This window comes from Flavobacterium sp. LM4, assembly GCF_002017935.1.
Lineage (GTDB): Bacteria > Bacteroidota > Bacteroidia > Flavobacteriales > Flavobacteriaceae > Flavobacterium > Flavobacterium chungangense.
This window is the reverse complement of record NZ_MUFW01000001.1, coordinates 295,076-314,539: the sequence shown is the minus strand read 5'-3', so window position 1 is coordinate 314,539 and position 19,464 is coordinate 295,076. Positions and strand designations below refer to the sequence as shown.

Here is a 19,464-nt window from a genome sequence, read left to right as displayed (position 1 = left end):
AATCTAAAATTGAAAATAAATAAATTCATTTTTTAACCCAAACTGTCCAAATAAAATAATCAATATAATGATAAAAATTAGTTTTAAATTATAAAGCCCTTTATTTAAAGGTGAACTATTCTCTCTATTAACCCATTCAATTATATTAAACAACAACAATAATACTATTAAGTCTATCCTAAAATAGGATTTAGTAACAGAAAAATTAAAATCTAAAAGAAAAATTCTCTTCACATAACCAAGTGCATTTCCTATAGAATCAGACCTAAAAAAAATCCAGGCAAAAGTAGTTAATCCAAATGTAAGTAGAATGCTTACCAAAGTCTGAACGCTTTTAAAATTTGCTTTTAATTCTATTGCTTCTAAGTTGTTTCTGTTTTTATTTAACAGTAATAAAGGTAAAAAGTAAACCGCATTTAATAATCCCCAAACAATAAAAGTCCAATTTGCACCATGCCAAAATCCGCTAATCACAAAAATGATAAATACGTTTCTAATCTGAATGAATTTAGAACCTTTGCTGCCCCCTAATGGAATATACAGATAATCCCGAAACCATGACGAAAGCGAAATGTGCCAACGGCGCCAGAACTCGGCAATATCTCTTGAAAAATAAGGATAATTAAAGTTTTTCAGTAAGTCAATTCCAAATAATTTTGAAACCCCCAAGGCAATATCTGAATATCCTGAAAAGTCACCATAAATCTGAAAAGCAAAATATACTGCTCCTAAAATCAATGATAAGGAATTCATTGTTTCGTAATTATCAAATATTTGATTGGCTAAAATTGCACAACTATCCGCAATCACAATTTTTTTAAACAATCCCCAAACAATTTGTCCAACACCTTCTTTGGCTTTTTCAAAATCAAATTCTCTTTTTACTTTTACCTGTGGAAGTAAATGTGTGGCTCTTTCAATTGGTCCTGCAACCAAAAGTGGAAAATAACTCACAAATAAAGAGTAGTCTATAAAATTGTACTCGGCTTTAATACGCTTGTAATAGATATCAATTACATACGATAAACCGTGAAAGGTGTAAAATGAAATTCCGACTGGCAAAATGACTTCTAACAAAATTGGACTTGCCTGAATTCCTACAGTATTTAATAATTCTGAAAATGAAGCAGCAAAAAAGTTATAGTATTTAAAGACTCCTAAAAATCCTAAATTAACTATAATGCTTAACCAAAACCAGAATTTTCGGCTTTTATCTGATTTTCCTTTTTCGATTTGAATTCCGGTATAATAATCCAGAAATGTGGAGAAAACCAATAAAAAAAGAAATCTCCAATCCCAACAAGAATAAAAATAATAACTGGCAACTATCAATAAAGCATTTTGAGCGTTTTTGCTTTTATTAAAAACAAACCAATACAAGAAAAAAACAATTGGTAAAAAAATGGCAAAAGCCAAAGAGTTAAAAAACATAAATTAAGTTAGTTATTAATCACAAATAGATTCTTATTGTCATGAAATAAAAGTATTAGAGCCACTTGATTATAAAGTCCTGAATCGGAATATAAAAATCTCCTACATTTTCTTCAACTTTTTCCGGGTTCCAATTCCACCATTCTATTTGTTTCATTTTTGAAATTGTATCCAAATCATATTTCATTTTGACAATCTCAGCCGGAACACCTCCAATAATAGCATAATCAGGAACGTCTTTCGTTACAACTGCACCAGCCATAATTGTTACACCATTACCAATTGTTATATTTGGCAAAATTACTGCATTCATGCCAATCCATACATCATGGCCAATTTTAGTTTTACTTGGATCTGTTTTTATTTCTTGCTTAAATTCAGATTGCATTTTAGTACCAATGAGCAAATTTTTATTTACCATATGGTTAAAATGAGGAAATGTTGTAATGTCACTCATCATATGATGACCAGAATCTAATATAAAATTAACATCATTTGCTATAGAACAGTATTTGCCAATCTCTAAGTGTGAATTATTATGCCATTGCCATACAAATGCGCCATTATGATATGTCTTATATCCGATCGTCACATTTTTTGCCTGATGCAAATATGTTTTATTTTGACCTATTAGAAAATCATGGTAGTTTTTTCCTAATATTTTCCACGCTATTTTACGTAAAAGCAATTTCATTTTACTATATGTTTAATACCGTCCCATATACGTTGAGATGCTAACTGTGGTGGGGGTTGATTTATTTTTTCAAACCATTTTTGAGCGTATTCAATTGTTGTCTCTGTATTTGACAAGCTAGTGTTTATTTTTTGACCAATTTCCTCACGCGAGTTTAACCATATTACCGCTTTTTGGTCAGGCATTGATCTAAAATGGATATAATTATAAATTTTTGCTACCGCCCAGTTTTTATCTTTCTTGCTAACAACATCATAATTAATAAAAGCACATGGCTTTTCAAAACTCACATAATCAAAAACCATCGAAGAACCAAGATTTACAACCATTTCTGTATGCTTTATAGTATTCGCATGCAAAATAATATCAGCCTGAGTTGGTAAAATTGTGTTCCAATCCTCACTTATTTTTTGCCATGCAGGAGCAATTGGTCTAATAATATCTTTGTAATCTTCGAGTGTCTTATCGTATCTTTTAGAGAAATCAACGGGACAGCGTCTAAAAACAATTCCTAAATTATTTCCTTGATCATTAAGCTTACGAACTGCTTCTGCAACATCTTTTAAATATTCTGCATCATCAGGGCAGGTTGTTATATCATCTCCTGAATAGCAAATATATTTTTTATTTACATCTAATTTATTTTGTTCAAAGAAAAGGTCACGTGAAACTAAATTATCTATATCAAAGTGCGTTTCAAACTGAGGTGTTCCTGTAATAAATATTTGTTTCTCTTTTATATAGGGATAATAATTAAGTAATTCGTTCTTCATATGCTGACTCCACACAAAATAGTAATCCGTTTCAACAACCATTGTGGCTTTAGGCAAATTATCCCAGGAAAAAATAAAAGTCGCTGTGGGAATCCTTAATTGTTTCGCAGCCAAAATTGGAGCAATAGCAAGGATAGGACGTTGATTTGTGCAAAAAACTATAGCAGGTTTTTCGCTTTGAAGTGTTTCTAAACATTTCTGATAATAAGCTGTTTTTTTTTCGCTTTTTTTGATCTTTTCACGAATAACTTTTAATCCTTTTTCTGAGGAAAAAAACTTAATTAGAACCTCTGCAGTAAAACTCTTTATCTTGCTCTTAATTCCTTTATAACTAAATGGGAATCTATAGGTATCATAAACAATATCATTACTCTTTTTAATGTTTAAATCGAGTTCAATATGTTTTCTCACATTTTTATAAATATCTGTAAAAGAATGCGTTTTGGCTTTTTCAATTTTAATTTCTTTAAAACCTAGTTCCTTTAATTGAAAAGGAGTGTTATTCCAAAATGTAATATCAAAACCATTTTGAATACCAAGCTTATGAAAATTTGTAAATGCAAAATTTCGTAAGCCAACGCCATCTGGCAATAAAATAAAAATCTTATTATTTTTCATTAAAATCCCTAAACTGTTTTTGATGATTAAGCTTCCAAATATCTTGGTTTTTTATACACTCAAGAAATAATTCTTTACTATTTCCCTGTCCAAAATCTTCATTGGAAGGATTAACTTTATGCGAAACTATTAAATTCAGAGCCTCTTTTATGTTTGTTCCAGAATAGTCTGTATTTATGATATCTGCATGAATAGCTCTATTTTGCTGTCTTGTTCCAATATTTATAATTGGGATTCCATAATAGGGTGCTTCTCGAATTCCGGCACTACTATTGCCTATAATAAATTGACTGTTTTTTAATAACATCAAAAAATACTCGAAACGAAGCGATGGAAAAATTCTAAATCTTGGATTATCTTTTAGTTTCTCATATTCTTCTACAATAAATTGGCTTCCTAAATCATTATTTGGATAAATTATTATATAGTTGTGATTGTCATTTAATAAAACTTCAACAAAATCCTGAGCATATTTTTGCATTGCTTTAAATTCTGTAGTGACAGGATGAAACATTACAATTGCAAACTTTTGGAAAGGAATTTGGTAGTATTTTTTTACTACATCCAAATCCGGTAATAGGTCTGAAAACATAATGTCAATATCAGGAGAACCAATAGTAAAAATAGATTCATTGATTTCTCCCATTTGAAGTAATCTCTTGGCGGCCTGCTTATTTGATACAAAATGAATGTGGCTTAACTTACTCACGCTGTGTCTGATTAATTCATCTACAGTACCTGAAATTTCTCCCCCTTCAATATGTGCAACTAAAATATTATTTAATGACCCTACAATGGCTCCTGCAAGCGTCTCTACACGATCCCCGTGTACCACAATCATATCTGGATTAATTGTTTTGCAATAGCCTGACAATCCCTCTATGGTTCTGGCCAGGGTTAAATCCATAGTAGTCTCATGAGTATGATTCTCAAAAATAAAAACATTTTTAAAATTACAGCGTTCAATCTCAATTAAAGTATAACCATACAACTCCTGCAGATGCATCCCTGTAACAAAAACAAAAACTTCAAAATCCTGTTGTATTTCAAGGATTTGAATTAATGATTTTATTTTTCCAAAATCAGCACGTGTACCTGTTAGGAAAAGAATCTTTTTTTGTAAACTACTCAAAATCCGAAAAGTCTAATTGTTCATCGTTTTGAATATCACGCAAAGCAACTTTTCCGAGGATATTATTAAAGTTTTCTGCTAAAATTTTACCAGTTCCCGGACGTTTTACCCAGATATTATCTTTATTTAGTGTATCCCCCTTTTTGATATCTTTAATAGAGCACACAGTCGCAAACGCAAAATCGATTGTTACTTGTTCTTCGAGTGCCGGTTTTTTTGTTCCACCCCGCATTAAAGCAATTTCTGCAGATGAAACAATTAATTCCTGACAAGTCTTTTCATCCATGCTGCACACAATGTCTGGTCCTGTACGCTGCATATGATCTGTAAAGTGGCGCTCTAAAATACTTCCTCCAAGAGCTACTGCGCCCAGACAGGCATTATTATTTAATGTATGATCGCTTAATCCAAAAACTTTATCGGGAAAAGCTTCATGTAATTCTATCATAGCTCCATAACGAACCAAATGAATTGGTGTCGGATATAAATTGGTAGTATGTAAAAGTGCTACCGGAATATTATATTTATCAAAAACAGCAACTGCTTTTTGTACGCTTTCGATTGTATTCATTCCCGTACTTAAAATTACAGGTTTTCCAAAAGATGCAATATGTTCAAGTAATGGATAATTGTTACACTCTCCAGAACCTATTTTATAAGCCGGAATATCAAACTTTTTTAATCGTTCTGCAGCTGCACGCGAAAACGGTGTTGAAATAAAAATCATTCCTTTACTTTCAACATATTTTTTAAGCTCTAATTCATCCGTTTCATTTAAAGAACAGCGTTCCATAATTTCATAAATAGACACATCTGCGTTACCTGGAATGACTTTTTTTGCAGCACCACTCATTTCGTCTTCAACAATATGGGTCTGGTGTTTTACAACCTCAACTCCTGCCCTATGTGCAGCATCAACCATTTCTTTGGCAACCAGAAGAGACCCTTCATGGTTAATTCCTATTTCAGCTATAACTAGAGGCGGAAAATCTGCTCCTATTTTTCGTCCGGAAATTTCTATATATGGATTCATAAATGTATTATGTTAAAATAGATTATTGTTTCTTGTACAGAAGATATTCTGCATAATCAAAATCATTTTGATCATCGATATCAACATTAGCAAAAATATGATTCATTTTTAAAGGAAAAGCATTCTCTGATAAAATTTTGCTTTTTAAAATCAGTTTTGCTTTACTGATATAAAGTAATCCGTTTTCATAAAATAAAGGCTCTAAATCCTGACTTCGCTGACCGATTGTATAATTGAACGGAATAAATTTATTATTTTCTATTTTTCCTAACTTTTGATAATTCTGGCTAACGGTAAATAAACTGTCCACTTTTTTTTCTTTGTAAATTTCAAACGCTTCTTTTAATAAATTTACTGGTCTTAATGGATTTGTAGCTTGTAATAAAATTACATTTTCGATCTTCTTATCTATTTGTTCCAGAACATTTTTTAATGCAGAAACTGTAGGTTCCAAATCACCCGACAATGATAAAGGCCGATCTACAATCTTAGCCCCAAATTGTAAAGCGACTTGTTTTATTTGCTCATCATCTGTAGAAACATAAATTTCTTGAATAATATCATTATTTGCCTGAGCATACAAAATGCTATGTGCCAATAACGGAATCTCACCCAAAAATTTTATGTTTTTCTGCGGTAGTCTTTTAGAACCTCCTCTGGCTGGAATTATTGCTATTGTTTTCATTTATTGCAATCTGTTTTTAGCATTTTCAATAATTACATTCATTCCTGAATTCCAGCTTTCCGAACTGTATAATTCTTCTAAAACTGGTGCTGAATTTTTTTTATTTTGATCTAAAAATTCCAAAATAGCATCTTCCCATTCTTGCTCAAAATGTGGATTTTGAATCAACTTTCCTAATTTTCCATATTGCAAAACTTCAGGAACTCCCCCTAAAGCCGAAGCAATACAGTAACAACCAGAATGCAAAGCCTCTATCAAACTCAAACCAAAACCTTCATGCCACAAGGTTGGAAACAAATAACAATCTGCTATTTGGTAATATTTAGGAAGCGTATCATTTGGAATCTGTCCTAAAAACTGAACTCCTTCTACCGGAGTATTTCTGGTAGCGCCAACCACTAATAAAATTGCATTTTTATGAAATGTATTAATCTTTTTCCAAATTGGTAAAATAAAATCTAATCCTTTTTTAGGAACATCTCTTGAACACCAGATGAAAATTTTTTTATCTTTTAATTCTAATTCATCTTTTAAAATTTCTTTTTGCTCATTGCTTATTTTTTGAAATTTTGAAGTGTCAATTCCGTTATGAAGTACAGAAAACCTACAAGGTAAAATAGTATAATATTCTTTATGAGCCTTGTAGCTGTCATGCGTAAGCAAAACCATTTCGTCAATAGTTTCATAAAAATATCGACTTGCCAAATTTCCATAAAAAGGAGCAAAACCATGATAGAAAAACTGAAGAAAACAGTTTTTCCTGAGTCCTAACTGTAACAAAAGTTCTTGAAGAGGTTTTACAATCCCAAAATTATCTACAATTTGAATTACGTATTTCTCTTCTTCATTCAGATTTTTTTTTAATGCCTGCAAATAATTAAAGTATGGTTTTTTTTTCCATCTTTTAAAAAACTTATATTTTTTGCTTTGACTTACAAATTCATATTTAACATTATCAAAAACTTTTTCAGGTTGTTCACAAATCACATAGTCTATTTGATTAATTCCTCTTAAATAATTAGCATACAAAGTAGTCCAACTTCCTGACTTATGATAGGGTAATGCAAATTGAGATATCAAAATTACTTTTGGCATATGAATTTATTTAAAATGGACAAACATCCATTAATTGTTTTTGGATCTGAACAATTCTTTCCTTTTTTGGCAACATATTACTTGAACTAAAAACAATCTCTAATTGATCATTAGTAATTGGTGCTTCTAAAAAAAGTGGCTTATACATTGCGAGATCTACCGATTCGAAATAATCCTGGTATTTAATTCCATCACCAAAAATTTTATTTGAAAATTCAACCCAAACTGCTGGAATTTGATACGCATGTGATACAATTACTCCGTGTAACGAGGAAGAGATTATTTTTTTACAAGACAAAATAGCATCTGTGACTTCTTCGACATTATTAGTCATTAAATTAATAACCAGAATATCTTTTAATCCTTTATACTGAATCATAACATTTTTATAATCAATATAGTGAGGAATAATCCCTAAATTATACTTTATTTTATATTCAGGGTTGTAATACTTTGGCATCAGCAAGGCAGGATCACCATAGATTTCGGGAACCTGATATCCTTGTTCTATCAACAGTTTTCTTGTTTGAGGTCCTCGTACTGCCAAAAATTCTGCCTTTTTAATTTTAAACTCTTTAGATATAATACCACTCCCCCAAACTACGCATTTACCATTTATTTGGGATAGGATACTTCCAACTGTAAAATAAACGGTTTGAAAATGATTCAAAAAATTTCGTTTTTTTGGATGTGTCCAAATAATCTTTTTATTAGATATTTTTTCAACTAAATACCTGCCAATCAAATCACCATAATTTTCCTCTTTTTTACTGGCTAAATGAATTTCACTCCACCAAAACAGCCTAATTTTTTTTTTACTTTTCATAAAATCTTAAACTATTATTTAAAATTTAATTTTGAAAATGAGACTTTTCAAATTTTCTTCAATCCTATAAATATAGGGCTTAGTATGATAAAACGAGATCATGTGCTGCAAAATTCGATCGTTTACTTCCTTCAAAGTATAAAATTGAGGCACTTTTTTTCCTAAATATTTTTTTAACTTATATTTTATTGAATTTTCGAAAGGGTCATTTTTAATTTGAATAGCCAAGATGCATTCATTAGCTAAAGCCAATTCGTGAAACAAAAAATAATCAACATTTTCTCTCTTGTTTGACACTTGAACAACTGGATAATCTTTTAATTTATCAAAGTCAGATTCTGAGATAACATTTCCCCAGGACTCTTTATTAACTGTGGTTGTTCCATTTTTCAAATTTTGCTTCATATGCTGATTATTGAATTCAACAATTCCTGATAATTGCAATTCGGCATTAAGTTTTTTGGTTTCTCTTCTTCGATAATTAAAATGCCACTGGTGCAATACCATGGTTTCTTTATCATAAAAATACACTTCGCAACCTACATTTTTTAAGCGATTATGAACATCTGTATCCTCAGCTCCCCAAAAATGAAAAACTTCATCAAAGCCTCTAATTTCTTTTAATTTATTAACTGGAAAAAGAGAAATCCCTGTGGCATCGCCATTGCTAAAGAAATTTATTTTATATTTTTCAAACGATTTTTCTTTTTTACTTTCTTGTTCTGAAAGAAACCCTACCTGAAAATAAGTAACTTTATCATTTGCACAATACTGCTTCATGACAGTCGTAAAATCAGAATGAAAAATCATATCAACATCAGCAACTAAACAATAATCTGATTGTAAATTTTTGATAACAAAATTGAGTGCTTTACTTTTATTCCAAGGCTGAAATTCTGAAAACAAATAGTGATAGGTACAGAATGAAAATTCTTCAACTATTTTTTTAATTTCTGATGCTATTTCTTTTTTTGACCCATAATCAATAAAAACAACTTCAAAATTTTGCTCATTTTGTTGTGCTAATGAATTTAAAGAACGCTTAATACGTTGAGGTTCACGATTTCGATAAGGGTAAATAATAGAAATCATGTCAAATACTCTTTAGCTTCAGATTTTGAAAGCCCTTTATAAATAAAAAAATAAGGCATTATTTTTTTATTTAGAATAAACTTTGAAAATAACCTGCTTTTTATAAAATAAGAAAGATTAGAATTCAATGATTTTTTACTCAAAATTACTAAACCTGAAAAATCATTTTTTTGAAGAGTATTTATTTCAACCTGCATCCAGTCTTCTAAAACATTTCCCATATGGTAGGCATAATTATCATGAGTAGATAAGCGCCAAAAACCATTTTTTACAACTGGAATATCTAAGACCTTCCCTAAACTATCGCCACCTAGTTTAAATTTCGAATATTTAGTCGTGATCGTATCAAAAATATCCCCTCTGTAAGTTGCTACAAAATGTCCGGCACCCACAACTGCCTGACAATTTTCATTTGAAATGGTTAAATACTTTCGCAATTGAGCTTCATTGTAAAATTTTGCATTTCCAACACTCAAGGCGAACATTTTTAAGGCTTCACTATTTTTCACTTTCGAAAATTTTAAATTTTTCGAGAACAAAACATCCCAATAAAAATTAGCTGTATAAGTCCTCAAAGAACGGGAAGAAGGAGTGGGACAAACTACTCCTGTTTTTGGGAAACATTCAAAAACATCATACGTTGATGATTGCCAGTTACTTAAAAACAAAACATCTGCATCTGAAACTGTTATAATAGGAAAATCATGTCCTACAATACCTTTCAAAACAGCATTAGTTTTTCCAATATTATTCGTTATAATAATTTCATGAATAATACCTTGTAAAAATAAATCATTCAAGTAGTTATTTATTTCAACTGAGCTTCCATTGCTCACTATTGTGATAAACGTTTTATCATGAATAGTTTTAAATAAAGATTGCAGGCAAACTTTTAATATCTCAAAACTATCCTTAAAATATCCTTCCTGATGAGGAATATAAACGGGAATTACTACTTGGTGAAAATAATCCGACTCAAAATTTTCTTGATTTTTATTTGGATTAAATCCTATTCGCATTTTGTAATATTTTATAAATTTCAATTACTTTATTTTGGTTCATCGTGTAATCTAATTTTTGTAAAGCAATTTCTTGATTTTTCTTAAAAGAAGTTTCCCAAATATTACCACTATCAATTGCCTTTAAAATAAGGTCTCTTATTTCAATAATAGATTCCGGATTGTTTATTAATAAACCATTTACACCATGTTCTATAATTTCTGCCGTTACATTTCCAGGATTAGACTGAATAGGAAAAGCTCCCATCACTATCGCCTCTAAAAGTGTATTGGCCATTCCGTCTGAGATACTATTCCCAATATAAAAAAGTGATTTTCCCATTAACTCCATTAATTGTGTATGAGAAAGTCCATTTCTATTATAAACTTTAAAATTTAGATTATTTAATTTTACATAATCAATTACTTTTTGATGAGCGCCAAAAACTACTACATCATAATTATTAATTTCATTTTGTAACAAATTCAATGCTTCTAATACCTTTAAACCTCTCCCAAATTTATGATCATAACCCTTAACTAAAATTATTTTTCTTTCAGAAATTGGTAATTTATTTTTTTCTAATTCATTAAGTTTATAACCTGTTCCTCCCGGAATAACTCCTACATGCTGTCCTGAAAAACCCAGCTGTTTTGCTAAAACAAAATCACGTTCACAATCGGTGTGCAAAAAATCAATTCTTTGTAAAACATTTTTTATTTTTTTAGAATGTGATGGGAAATTCTTGTAATAATATAGATCATTCCCCCAACAGGAATAAATCCATTTAATATACATATGTTTTGTCATTGTTCTTAAAATAGGGTAAGAGCAACTTTGCATTTCAAAACTATGGATGACATCAGGTTGAATTTCTAATATAATCTTATCCAGGGCCTCATTAGCCGAAACCTCAAGATATCGATTGATTTTTTCATAAAGTAAAGGTGTTTTTTTACTCAAAAAATACTCTCCTTTTATATATTTAATTTTCCTTTTTTTCCATCCTGTAAATTGACTAACAAAGTATAATTCTCCAATCTCCCCTCTTCTTAAGACGTCAAACCAATAAAGTTCGTAGTCAGTTTGCTTTAAATTTTCAACCCAGCGAATAAAATGAATTGATGGCATTGAGATAAATAGAATTTTCATTTATTTTAATAATTTATAGCCTTTACCAAAAATCAAAAAAATAATAAATGCAAAAAATGTAGTTACAAAATTTTTTACATCAAAACTTATTATTTGTTTATACAAAAGTTTTCGCAATAGATAAAACTTGATTTTGTGATTATGGATTAATGAACTCCTCAATAAAATTTTGTATCTATTTTTAATATAGTACTCTATTATTTTTGGATTGGCTAATTTATTTTCTTTAATTAATTTTAAATGTTTTTCTCTAGCTTTAAATTCAGATTGTATTTCCTTAAAATTAAACTTACCTATTTCATGAGATAATGAACTTGAGTGCATTCTATATTTAATTAAAGGTTCATCCAAATAAATTATATAAGGTTGCTGATAAAGCATTCTAAGATTAAAATCCCAATCATCAAGATTTGTAATATGTTCATCAAATAATTTGTTTTGCTTATTTAGAAAACTTCTTTTCCATAGAGGTCCTGAAATATAAAAACTAACATTCCCTACTAAATAGTCCTCTATCAAAGTTTCTGAATAAATCTTGTTTTCTCTTAAAAGTTTATTATTCTTAAAATCATAACAAACAAGTTTGCAAACAATACCATGAACATTGTTATTTATTACTTTTATTTGATTTTCCAGCAAGTTAATATACATCAAATCATCACTGTCAAACCATTTTATATAATCGCCTTTGCTTAATTCAAAACCATAATTTCTGCATGAGTTTGGGCCTTTTATTTTTTCTTTAGGTCTGTCATAATATTGAAACCTAATATCTTTTTTAACATATTCAGCTAAAACATCAGACGTATTATCTGTTGAACCGTCATCGACAACAATGCACTCCCAATGAATGTAAGTTTGCTCTAAAATACTATTAAGAGTTTCGCCAATTAAATGGCCTCTATTGTAAGTAGGAATGATAATAGAAATCAAAGTTTGCATTTATTTCTTATTATCAAAAATGGCTTCATTCATTTTTAGCATTCTGTAATGTCCTTTTTTTTGATATAAAATTTTGTTTATCATTATCATAAAAAAGATCTTAAGTTTCATTTTTACCGGAATACTGAGATATTCATTAACAATTTTTAATAACCTAAATAATACTTTAAATTTTGTCTTTTGATTTTGATTTGCTTTTATAAGACTATATACTTTACACAAAATCTCCGGTTTTAAAGAATCTAAATCCTCTTTATCCAAAATTTCAAAAATAGATGTATAAAAATCTATTGCTGTTATTAAAACTTTATTTTGAAAACCTGAAGTCTCATTTCTTTTCTCAGGTTCAGTATTAATTCTGTAAAAAGAGTCTGTTTCATCAATTGATATATAAATAGGATTCTTTTCCTTTAGAAGTCTTATGCTGTATTCAATATCTTGAAATCTTAATAGACTTTCATTAAATTTTATATTCTGTATTATATTTCTTTTATAAATAGGCCTACTAACTTGCCATGGTATTTTTTTTCCAGCTACAAATAACTTAATTGTATTTATATTGCTTTCATTCACTGAAGATCGATGTTTATCAACCTGCTTTATTCCTTCTTTAAGCAATCCCATTGAGAAAACTACAAAATCATATTGATTATTTTTCTCAATAAAATCCAATCTTTTTTCCAGGAAAAAAGAAGCCATTAAATCATCGCTATCAAACCAATTGATATATTGACCTTTGCTAACCTCGAAACCATAATTACGAGCCGCATTACCACCTTGCAAACGATCAAAAGGTCGATAATGCAACTGAAAACGGTTATCTTTTTGAACATATTCCTTTATAACTTCTACAGTAGTATCTGTAGAACCATCATCAACTATTATACATTCCCAATTTTGATAGCTCTGTTCTAAAATACTCTCAAGCGTTTCACCAATCAAATGTGCACGATTGTAAATCGGTATAATTACAGAAACGAGTGGTGAATCATTCATATCAACAATTATATTGAAGTTAAAAATCTATACTTTTGAGTTGTAACAATCCATGTTTGTTTTTCACCGTGGAAAACTTGCTGATAGATTTTTATATTTTTATTCTTAAAAAGTTTACAGAGCTCATTTATAGTATCTTTTTCTCCCTGTCTGTTAGAATCATCAACTATCATGATGAATTCATCCGATGCTGTTAATTTTTCAGCTAACATTATAACATCATACCTAGAGAAACGTGGACTACCAAAAGGACCATCGATCAAATACAAATCATACTTTTCATGAATGTGATTTTCAAGTAAATCATAACAATTCACTTCAAATCCATTAATTGTTTTTTGTTTTATTGGACAAACGGCAACATCCGAAAAACTACTTAATTTAAACTTTGAGTTAAAATCAGAATTCCATTCATCGCTTTGCTCAATAATTTGATGAATACCTCTTTTCAAATTATTCTCTAAACATACTGAGATAAATTTTGAAGATTCTCCTAAGCCAAATTCTAAAATTCGTTCTGGTTTTGCATCGTGCATAATCCTGTTTAATAAGTAAAAAAAAGGATAGTTTCCTGCCCATCTCCCAATATTCAAAGACAATTTTTCTAAATATTCTTTCCCTCTAATACTATCATGATAAATATTTGCCCATAATACTTCCTGAGTTAATGCAAGAATTTCAGATTGTTTCTTCCTATTTTCTCGCACTATTTTTTTTATAATTTTAATCATTCAAGTAAAAGTTTAAAATCCATTAACATTTTAGATTGAATATTAGGTGTTTTTCTGCCTGAACCGTAATAATCACCTTCAGTCACTTCAAAAGAAAAAGCATTTTGTACCCAATCACTCACTTCTTTATTCACTTCAAGATATGTGGTAACATAATACAAGCCGTTATTCAAATTTAATTTTTTGATTTGAAAGCATAAATTGTCTAATATTCTATTTTCTTGTATGGGTAAAACTGTATTGCTAATCCAAGCAATTCTTTGTCCCATATGGTCATCGATACGGAAATCAAATCTGATTTCATGGGTTTGGATTTGCTTAGGATTTTCAAAATAAAATTTAACATGAAACGGCATTCCGGATTGAGGTAAAATTCCAAGTGAACTTCCAAAAACTTCAACTGTAATAATTTTAATTAGTCCATTTCCTTTTCTATCTACATTTTCACTAAAAGCTTCAATTTTATTGTTATCACTTAAATAATATTGAATACTACTTTCGATATCACCCTCATAATCAATAGAACCATTTTTCATTACTATTCCTCTCGTACACAAATTTTGTACTGCCGCCATATTATGACTTACAAACAAAACTGTTCTCCCTTCGCCCTTTGAAATATCCTGCATTTTTCCAATTGCCTTTTTTTGAAATTCTGCGTCACCAACAGCTAAAACCTCATCAATAACTAAAATTTCAGGTTCTAAAAAAGCAGCTACAGCAAATGCCAAACGAACTGTCATTCCACTACTATACCTTTTTACAGGTGTATCAATATAGCGTTCACAACCAGAGAAATCAATAATCTCATCGAGTTTGGATGTTATCTCTTTTTTGGTCATGCCCAAAATAGCACCATTCAGAAAAATGTTTTCACGACCAGTCATTTCTCCATTAAATCCGGTACCAACTTCTAAGAGCGAAGCAATACGTCCTCTAGATTTAATGTTTCCAGTTGTCGGAGCAGTTACTTTAGATAAAATTTTTAAAAGCGTAGATTTTCCTGCTCCGTTTTTACCTATAATTCCGAGCACCTCTCCACGCTCCACTTCAAAATTAATATCCTGTAAGGCCCAAACATAATCTGATGTTCCTTTCGTAGCTCTGTCATTGGTATCACCAATTTTCAAATATGGGTTTTCTTTCCCACGTATTTTGTGCCACCAGCGATTAAGATCGTGACTCAAAGTGCCGGTTCCCACTTGTCCTAAACGATACTGCTTAGAGATATTCTCAGCTTTTAATATAATATCTTTTTTCAATTATGAACTGTAAATTATGAATTGTAAAATTAAAACTATGTTATTAGTAGACAATAGACTTTTATACTGTATCTATGAAACTCTTCTCTGTTCTATTAAAAATTAAAAGTCCTATAAAAAATAAGACTATGGTAATCAACAAGGTGTAACTTAATCCTAAAACTGAAATTTCGCCAGTATTTAAAAGCATATAACGAGAAGTTTCAATAATATACGCTAATGGATTGTACTCCACTAACCATCCAAATTTTGGTAATTTATCTTTTATTAATGCCATCGGGTACATTACAGCCGATAAATACATTAACAATTGTATTCCAAAGCCTATCAAATAGCTTAAATCTCTATATTTTGTTACCATAGAAGATATAATCATACCTAAGCCTAAGCCTAATATTCCCATTATAACAACCAGTAAAGGAAAAAAAATGACTAATGGATTTATACTTAGATAAGACCCTTTAATCAAGAAAAAAATATAAAATATAATAAAAATCAAAAACTGAATACCAAATTTTATGAGATTGGAAATTACAATAGATAAAGGTGTAATAATTCTTGGAAAATACACTTTCCCAAATATCCCGGCATTTGCCTTAAAAGTATCTGAAGTTCCGGTTAAACAAGAGGTAAAATAATTCCAAACTGAAATTCCTGCTAAATTAAATAAAAAAGGAGGAATTGTTCCGGTATCAATTCCAGCCACATTATTAAAAATAATTGTAAAAGTTATGGAAGTAAATAAGGGTTGAATCAAATACCAAAGTGGCCCTAAAACTGTTTGTTTGTAAACTGTAACTACATCCCGTTTTACGAAAAGGAGCAACAAATCCCTGTATTGCCAAATTTCTTTAAAATTAAGAGCGAAAAAATTATTTTTTGGTGTTATTTCAAACAACCAATCTTTATTATCAATATTATTCATTTCATAAATTAACAGGGTTTTTACCCATTCAAAAAAAGATTAAAAAAGCAAAAGGCGTTTTTTTTATAAAAACACCTTCTATATTTACTATATAATAAGCATTTTATACATCCAAAACCTCAAAAGAAGAATTCATACTTTTAAATTCTGGAACTATTTTTTTCATTTTACCAACAATATCATCATTACTGTGAAAATTAGCAATCTCTATGAGCTCGTCAACTTCAGTATGCAGATTTTCATATTCATCCTGGATTTCCTGTGCAATCATAATTTTATTATGATAGGTTGGTAAAGTTTTAGAAGTATCATTTAATAATTCTTCATACAATTTTTCACCTGGTCTAAGTCCTACAATCTTTATTTTTATTTCCTTATCAGGGATAAAGCCGGCTAACTTAATCATTTTTTTGGCTAAATCTATAATCTTTACCGGTTTACCCATATCAAAGATGTAAATTTCACCACCCTTTCCCATTGCTCCTGCTTCTAAAACCAACTGACAGGCTTCTGGGATGGTCATGAAATAACGTATAATATCCTGATGAGTTATAGTAACAGGACCTCCCTCAGCAATTTGTCTAGTAAACAAAGGAACTACTGATCCATTGGAACCTAATACATTCCCAAAACGGGTTGTAATAAATTTAGTTACACATTGCGATTTTTCAGTTTGATTTTTTAAAAATAAAGACTGTACATATTTTTCCGCAATACGTTTACTTGCCCCCATAACATTACTAGGGTTAACGGCTTTATCAGTAGAAACCATTACAAATTTTTTAACCTTGTATTTACAAGCCAAATCTGCTAAATTTTTAGTCCCTTTTACATTTGTAAGAATCGCTTGTGAGGGATTTTCTTCCATCAGGGGAACATGCTTATAGGCAGCAGCATGAAAAATAACCTGGGGGCTATAATCTATAAATACTTTTTCTAAAGCTTTTTTACTCTTAACATCAGCAATAACGGCCCTTATTTTTGTTTGAGAATCCATACTCAAAGTTTCCAGACATAGATTATGCAAAGGTGTTTCTGCTTGGTCTAAAATAATTATTGTTTTAGGATTAAATCCTAAAACCTGCCTTACAATTTCGCTACCAATAGAACCTGCGGCCCCTGTAATTAAGATCACTTTATCTTTCAATTGTTTAGATATAGATTTACTATCCAAAACAATTGGTTTCCTTTCTAATAAATCCTCAATCTGAATATTTTTTACTTTTTGAGAAATCTCTTTTTGATTTTCCCAATCTGAAATTAAAGGAACTGTGTATACCTTGTAATTAAATTCTAAACATTGGTCAACAATAATTAACTGCTCTTCCTTAGATAAACTTTTATCAGCAATAATAACTCCTTCTGCAGCTACTGATCGCATTAATGCTGGTAATTTTTTCTTTTGAATCAATATTGGCATATCAAGCATTCGCTTAGAGGCGTTTTGATTATTTTTATCTACAAAACCAACAATCTTAAATCTGGAAGGCGTTTCAAATTTTAATGCATTGGCAACTGAAATTGCATTAGCATCTGTACCATAAATAACTGTTCTTATTAATTTAGAATCCGTTTTTTCTGAAAAATAAATTTCAAAAGTTTGTTTTACAATTACCCTATATAAAAACAAACCACAAAAAGAAAGGACTAAGTTTATAAAAAGAGCTGTATTTAAAAAAGCTTTGTGTCCTGAATATAACTCATATATCAAATTAAAGAACAAAAAGAAAACCAAAACTGACATCTGTGAAAACAGTAGTTTGATTGCGTCTATATAGGAAGAATGCCTAATAATTCCTGAATATGTTCTAAAAAGCCAGAAGAAAAACACATTAACAAGTATAAGACTTGTAACAAAAATGAAATGAAATGATGTTATAATATACCCTAATGCTGTTCCCTCAAACAACATATAAGTAAGTGTAAACGAAAAGATAAGAACCATTACATCAATAGCAACAATAATCCATCTTGGTAAATAACTAAGATTATTAATGTTTGCTTTAAGGTTTCTTGGCGAAAAATTGTTATGTAACAAAGCCGCCATCTTGTTTCGTTTATCTGTATTCAAATTGGTTATATTTAATATTTACAACTAAGCACAATTACAAAAGTACTAATTTAACATATAAAAAGATATTTCTTTAAAAGAATTAAAATCTGGCTCCCTTTTTCTTTTGCTTCAAAAATTCTAACAGATAGGCCCCATAACCTGATTTAACCAGAGGCAGCGCAAGTTCTTCTAACTGTTCATCCTTAATAAAACCTTGTCTCCATGCAATTTCTTCGATACAGCCAACTTTTAATCCCTGTCTTTCTTCTAAGACCTGAACAAATTGTCCGGCCTGCATTAAACTATTAAAAGTTCCAGTATCTAACCAAGCAGTTCCTCTGCTTAAGATACCAACTTTTAAAGATTCTTTTTCTAAATAAACTTTATTTACATCTGTAATTTCATATTCTCCCCTGGCACTTGGCTGAATATTTTTAGCTATTTCTACAACTGAGTTATCATAAAAATACAATCCGGGAACTGCATAACTTGATTTTGGCTCTTCGGGTTTTTCTTCAATTGATATAGCTTTAAGGTTTTCATCAAATTCCACAACTCCATAACGTTCAGGATCTGAAACATGATAAGCAAACACAACTCCTCCATTGGGCTTTGTATTTGACTTTAAAAGCTCCTGCATATTAGAACCAAAAAATATATTATCTCCTAAAATAAGAGCAACATCATCATTACCAATAAATTCTTCTCCAATTACAAAAGCCTGAGCTAAACCATTTGGAATAGCTTGTTCAGCATAACTAAATTTGCATCCTAAACTCACCCCATCACCTAATAATTTTTTAAAATTTGGTAAATCATGGGGTGTAGAAATAATTAATATTTCATTTATTCCAGACATCATCAATGTTGATAATGGATAATAAATCATAGGCTTATCATATACTGGCATCATTTGCTTACTCATAGCAAGAGTCAAAGGGTGTAATCTTGTTCCTGAACCACCAGCTAATATAATTCCTTTCATATATTTTTGTAATTTTTTAGGATTAGATTTCTTTTTAAAT

18 protein-coding genes are annotated in these 19,464 nt (G+C 30.0%); all 18 read right to left on the bottom strand.

Features of this window, described 5'->3' with window-relative positions:
• Positions 1-3: 3 nt before the first annotated feature.
• Positions 4-1,431 (bottom strand): MBOAT family protein, encoded by a 1,428-nt coding sequence (locus tag BXU10_RS01320; protein ID WP_078225786.1) that lies wholly within the window; start codon positions 1,429-1,431, stop codon positions 4-6.
• A gap of 55 nt (positions 1,432-1,486) precedes the next feature.
• On the bottom strand, positions 1,487-2,125 hold the full coding sequence (locus BXU10_RS01315; protein ID WP_078225785.1) for a CatB-related O-acetyltransferase: 639 nt from the start codon (positions 2,123-2,125) through the stop codon (positions 1,487-1,489).
• Positions 2,122-3,516 carry a UDP-glycosyltransferase gene (locus BXU10_RS01310; RefSeq protein WP_078225784.1) on the bottom strand — a complete coding sequence of 465 codons (1,395 nt, stop codon included), beginning with the start codon at positions 3,514-3,516 and terminating at the stop codon, positions 2,122-2,124. Before BXU10_RS01310 ends, BXU10_RS01315 begins: the two co-directional genes overlap by 4 nt.
• Positions 3,506-4,648 carry a UDP-N-acetylglucosamine 2-epimerase gene (gene neuC / locus BXU10_RS01305; protein WP_078225783.1) on the bottom strand — a complete coding sequence of 381 codons (1,143 nt, stop codon included), beginning with the start codon at positions 4,646-4,648 and terminating at the stop codon, positions 3,506-3,508. The genes BXU10_RS01310 and neuC overlap by 11 nt, the downstream gene beginning before the upstream one ends.
• On the bottom strand, positions 4,641-5,681 hold the full coding sequence (locus tag BXU10_RS01300) for an N-acetylneuraminate synthase family protein (protein ID WP_078225782.1): 1,041 nt from the start codon (positions 5,679-5,681) through the stop codon (positions 4,641-4,643). The genes neuC and BXU10_RS01300 overlap by 8 nt, the downstream gene beginning before the upstream one ends.
• Positions 5,682-5,703: 22 nt before the next feature.
• Positions 5,704-6,366: a cytidylyltransferase domain-containing protein gene (locus BXU10_RS01295; RefSeq protein ID WP_078225781.1), complete on the bottom strand. Its 663-nt coding sequence runs from the start codon at positions 6,364-6,366 to the stop codon at positions 5,704-5,706.
• The gene (locus BXU10_RS01290) at positions 6,367-7,461 is read right to left on the bottom strand and encodes a glycosyltransferase family 4 protein (RefSeq protein WP_078225780.1); all 1,095 of its coding nucleotides are present in this window, start codon (positions 7,459-7,461) and stop codon (positions 6,367-6,369) included. It lies immediately after the preceding gene.
• Between the two features lie 10 nt (positions 7,462-7,471).
• Positions 7,472-8,287, bottom strand: a complete 816-nt coding sequence (locus BXU10_RS01285) for a polysaccharide pyruvyl transferase family protein (RefSeq protein ID WP_078225779.1) — start codon at positions 8,285-8,287, stop codon at positions 7,472-7,474.
• Positions 8,288-8,305: 18 nt separating this feature from the next.
• Positions 8,306-9,379, bottom strand: a complete 1,074-nt coding sequence (locus tag BXU10_RS01280; protein ID WP_078225778.1) for a glycosyltransferase family 2 protein — start codon at positions 9,377-9,379, stop codon at positions 8,306-8,308.
• On the bottom strand, positions 9,376-10,398 hold the full coding sequence (locus tag BXU10_RS01275) for a glycosyltransferase family 2 protein (protein ID WP_078227873.1): 1,023 nt from the start codon (positions 10,396-10,398) through the stop codon (positions 9,376-9,378). The genes BXU10_RS01280 and BXU10_RS01275 overlap by 4 nt, the downstream gene beginning before the upstream one ends.
• Positions 10,382-11,530, bottom strand: coding sequence for a glycosyltransferase (locus BXU10_RS01270; RefSeq protein ID WP_078225777.1), 1,149 nt, complete (start codon positions 11,528-11,530; stop codon positions 10,382-10,384). Before BXU10_RS01270 ends, BXU10_RS01275 begins: the two co-directional genes overlap by 17 nt.
• Positions 11,531-12,472 carry a glycosyltransferase gene (locus tag BXU10_RS01265; RefSeq protein WP_078225776.1) on the bottom strand — a complete coding sequence of 314 codons (942 nt, stop codon included), beginning with the start codon at positions 12,470-12,472 and terminating at the stop codon, positions 11,531-11,533.
• The gene (locus tag BXU10_RS01260) at positions 12,473-13,468 is read right to left on the bottom strand and encodes a glycosyltransferase family 2 protein (RefSeq protein ID WP_078225775.1); all 996 of its coding nucleotides are present in this window, start codon (positions 13,466-13,468) and stop codon (positions 12,473-12,475) included.
• 8 nt (positions 13,469-13,476) lie between these two features.
• Positions 13,477-14,199: a hypothetical protein gene (locus tag BXU10_RS01255; RefSeq protein ID WP_078225774.1), complete on the bottom strand. Its 723-nt coding sequence runs from the start codon at positions 14,197-14,199 to the stop codon at positions 13,477-13,479.
• Positions 14,196-15,461, bottom strand: a complete 1,266-nt coding sequence (locus tag BXU10_RS01250; RefSeq protein WP_078225773.1) for an ABC transporter ATP-binding protein — start codon at positions 15,459-15,461, stop codon at positions 14,196-14,198. The genes BXU10_RS01255 and BXU10_RS01250 overlap by 4 nt, the downstream gene beginning before the upstream one ends.
• A 61-nt stretch (positions 15,462-15,522) precedes the next feature.
• Positions 15,523-16,386, bottom strand: coding sequence for an ABC transporter permease (locus BXU10_RS01245; protein WP_078225772.1), 864 nt, complete (start codon positions 16,384-16,386; stop codon positions 15,523-15,525).
• 103 nt (positions 16,387-16,489) lie between these two features.
• Positions 16,490-18,457, bottom strand: a complete 1,968-nt coding sequence (locus BXU10_RS01240) for a nucleoside-diphosphate sugar epimerase/dehydratase (protein WP_078225771.1) — start codon at positions 18,455-18,457, stop codon at positions 16,490-16,492.
• Between the two features lie 82 nt (positions 18,458-18,539).
• On the bottom strand, positions 18,540-19,424 hold the full coding sequence (rfbA, locus tag BXU10_RS01235; RefSeq protein WP_078225770.1) for a glucose-1-phosphate thymidylyltransferase RfbA: 885 nt from the start codon (positions 19,422-19,424) through the stop codon (positions 18,540-18,542).
• Positions 19,425-19,464: the final 40 nt, after the last annotated feature.

Coding starts and splice junctions, on each gene's coding strand:
- BXU10_RS01285 (WP_078225779.1), bottom strand. CDS start 8,287: ATGAAAAGTAAAAAAAAAATTAGGCTGTTTTGGTGGAGTGAAATTCAT.
- BXU10_RS01265 (WP_078225776.1), bottom strand. CDS start 12,472: ATGCAAACTTTGATTTCTATTATCATTCCTACTTACAATAGAGGCCAT.
- BXU10_RS01280 (WP_078225778.1), bottom strand. CDS start 9,379: ATGATTTCTATTATTTACCCTTATCGAAATCGTGAACCTCAACGTATT.
- BXU10_RS01295 (WP_078225781.1), bottom strand. CDS start 6,366: ATGAAAACAATAGCAATAATTCCAGCCAGAGGAGGTTCTAAAAGACTA.
- BXU10_RS01270 (WP_078225777.1), bottom strand. CDS start 11,530: ATGAAAATTCTATTTATCTCAATGCCATCAATTCATTTTATTCGCTGG.
- BXU10_RS01260 (WP_078225775.1), bottom strand. CDS start 13,468: ATGAATGATTCACCACTCGTTTCTGTAATTATACCGATTTACAATCGT.
- BXU10_RS01300 (WP_078225782.1), bottom strand. CDS start 5,681: ATGAATCCATATATAGAAATTTCCGGACGAAAAATAGGAGCAGATTTT.
- BXU10_RS01255 (WP_078225774.1), bottom strand. CDS start 14,199: ATGATTAAAATTATAAAAAAAATAGTGCGAGAAAATAGGAAGAAACAA.
- BXU10_RS01310 (WP_078225784.1), bottom strand. CDS start 3,516: ATGAAAAATAATAAGATTTTTATTTTATTGCCAGATGGCGTTGGCTTA.
- BXU10_RS01290 (WP_078225780.1), bottom strand. CDS start 7,461: ATGCCAAAAGTAATTTTGATATCTCAATTTGCATTACCCTATCATAAG.
- BXU10_RS01320 (WP_078225786.1), bottom strand. CDS start 1,431: ATGTTTTTTAACTCTTTGGCTTTTGCCATTTTTTTACCAATTGTTTTT.
- BXU10_RS01275 (WP_078227873.1), bottom strand. CDS start 10,398: ATGCGAATAGGATTTAATCCAAATAAAAATCAAGAAAATTTTGAGTCG.
- BXU10_RS01245 (WP_078225772.1), bottom strand. CDS start 16,386: ATGAATAATATTGATAATAAAGATTGGTTGTTTGAAATAACACCAAAA.
- rfbA (WP_078225770.1), bottom strand. CDS start 19,424: ATGAAAGGAATTATATTAGCTGGTGGTTCAGGAACAAGATTACACCCT.
- BXU10_RS01315 (WP_078225785.1), bottom strand. CDS start 2,125: ATGAAATTGCTTTTACGTAAAATAGCGTGGAAAATATTAGGAAAAAAC.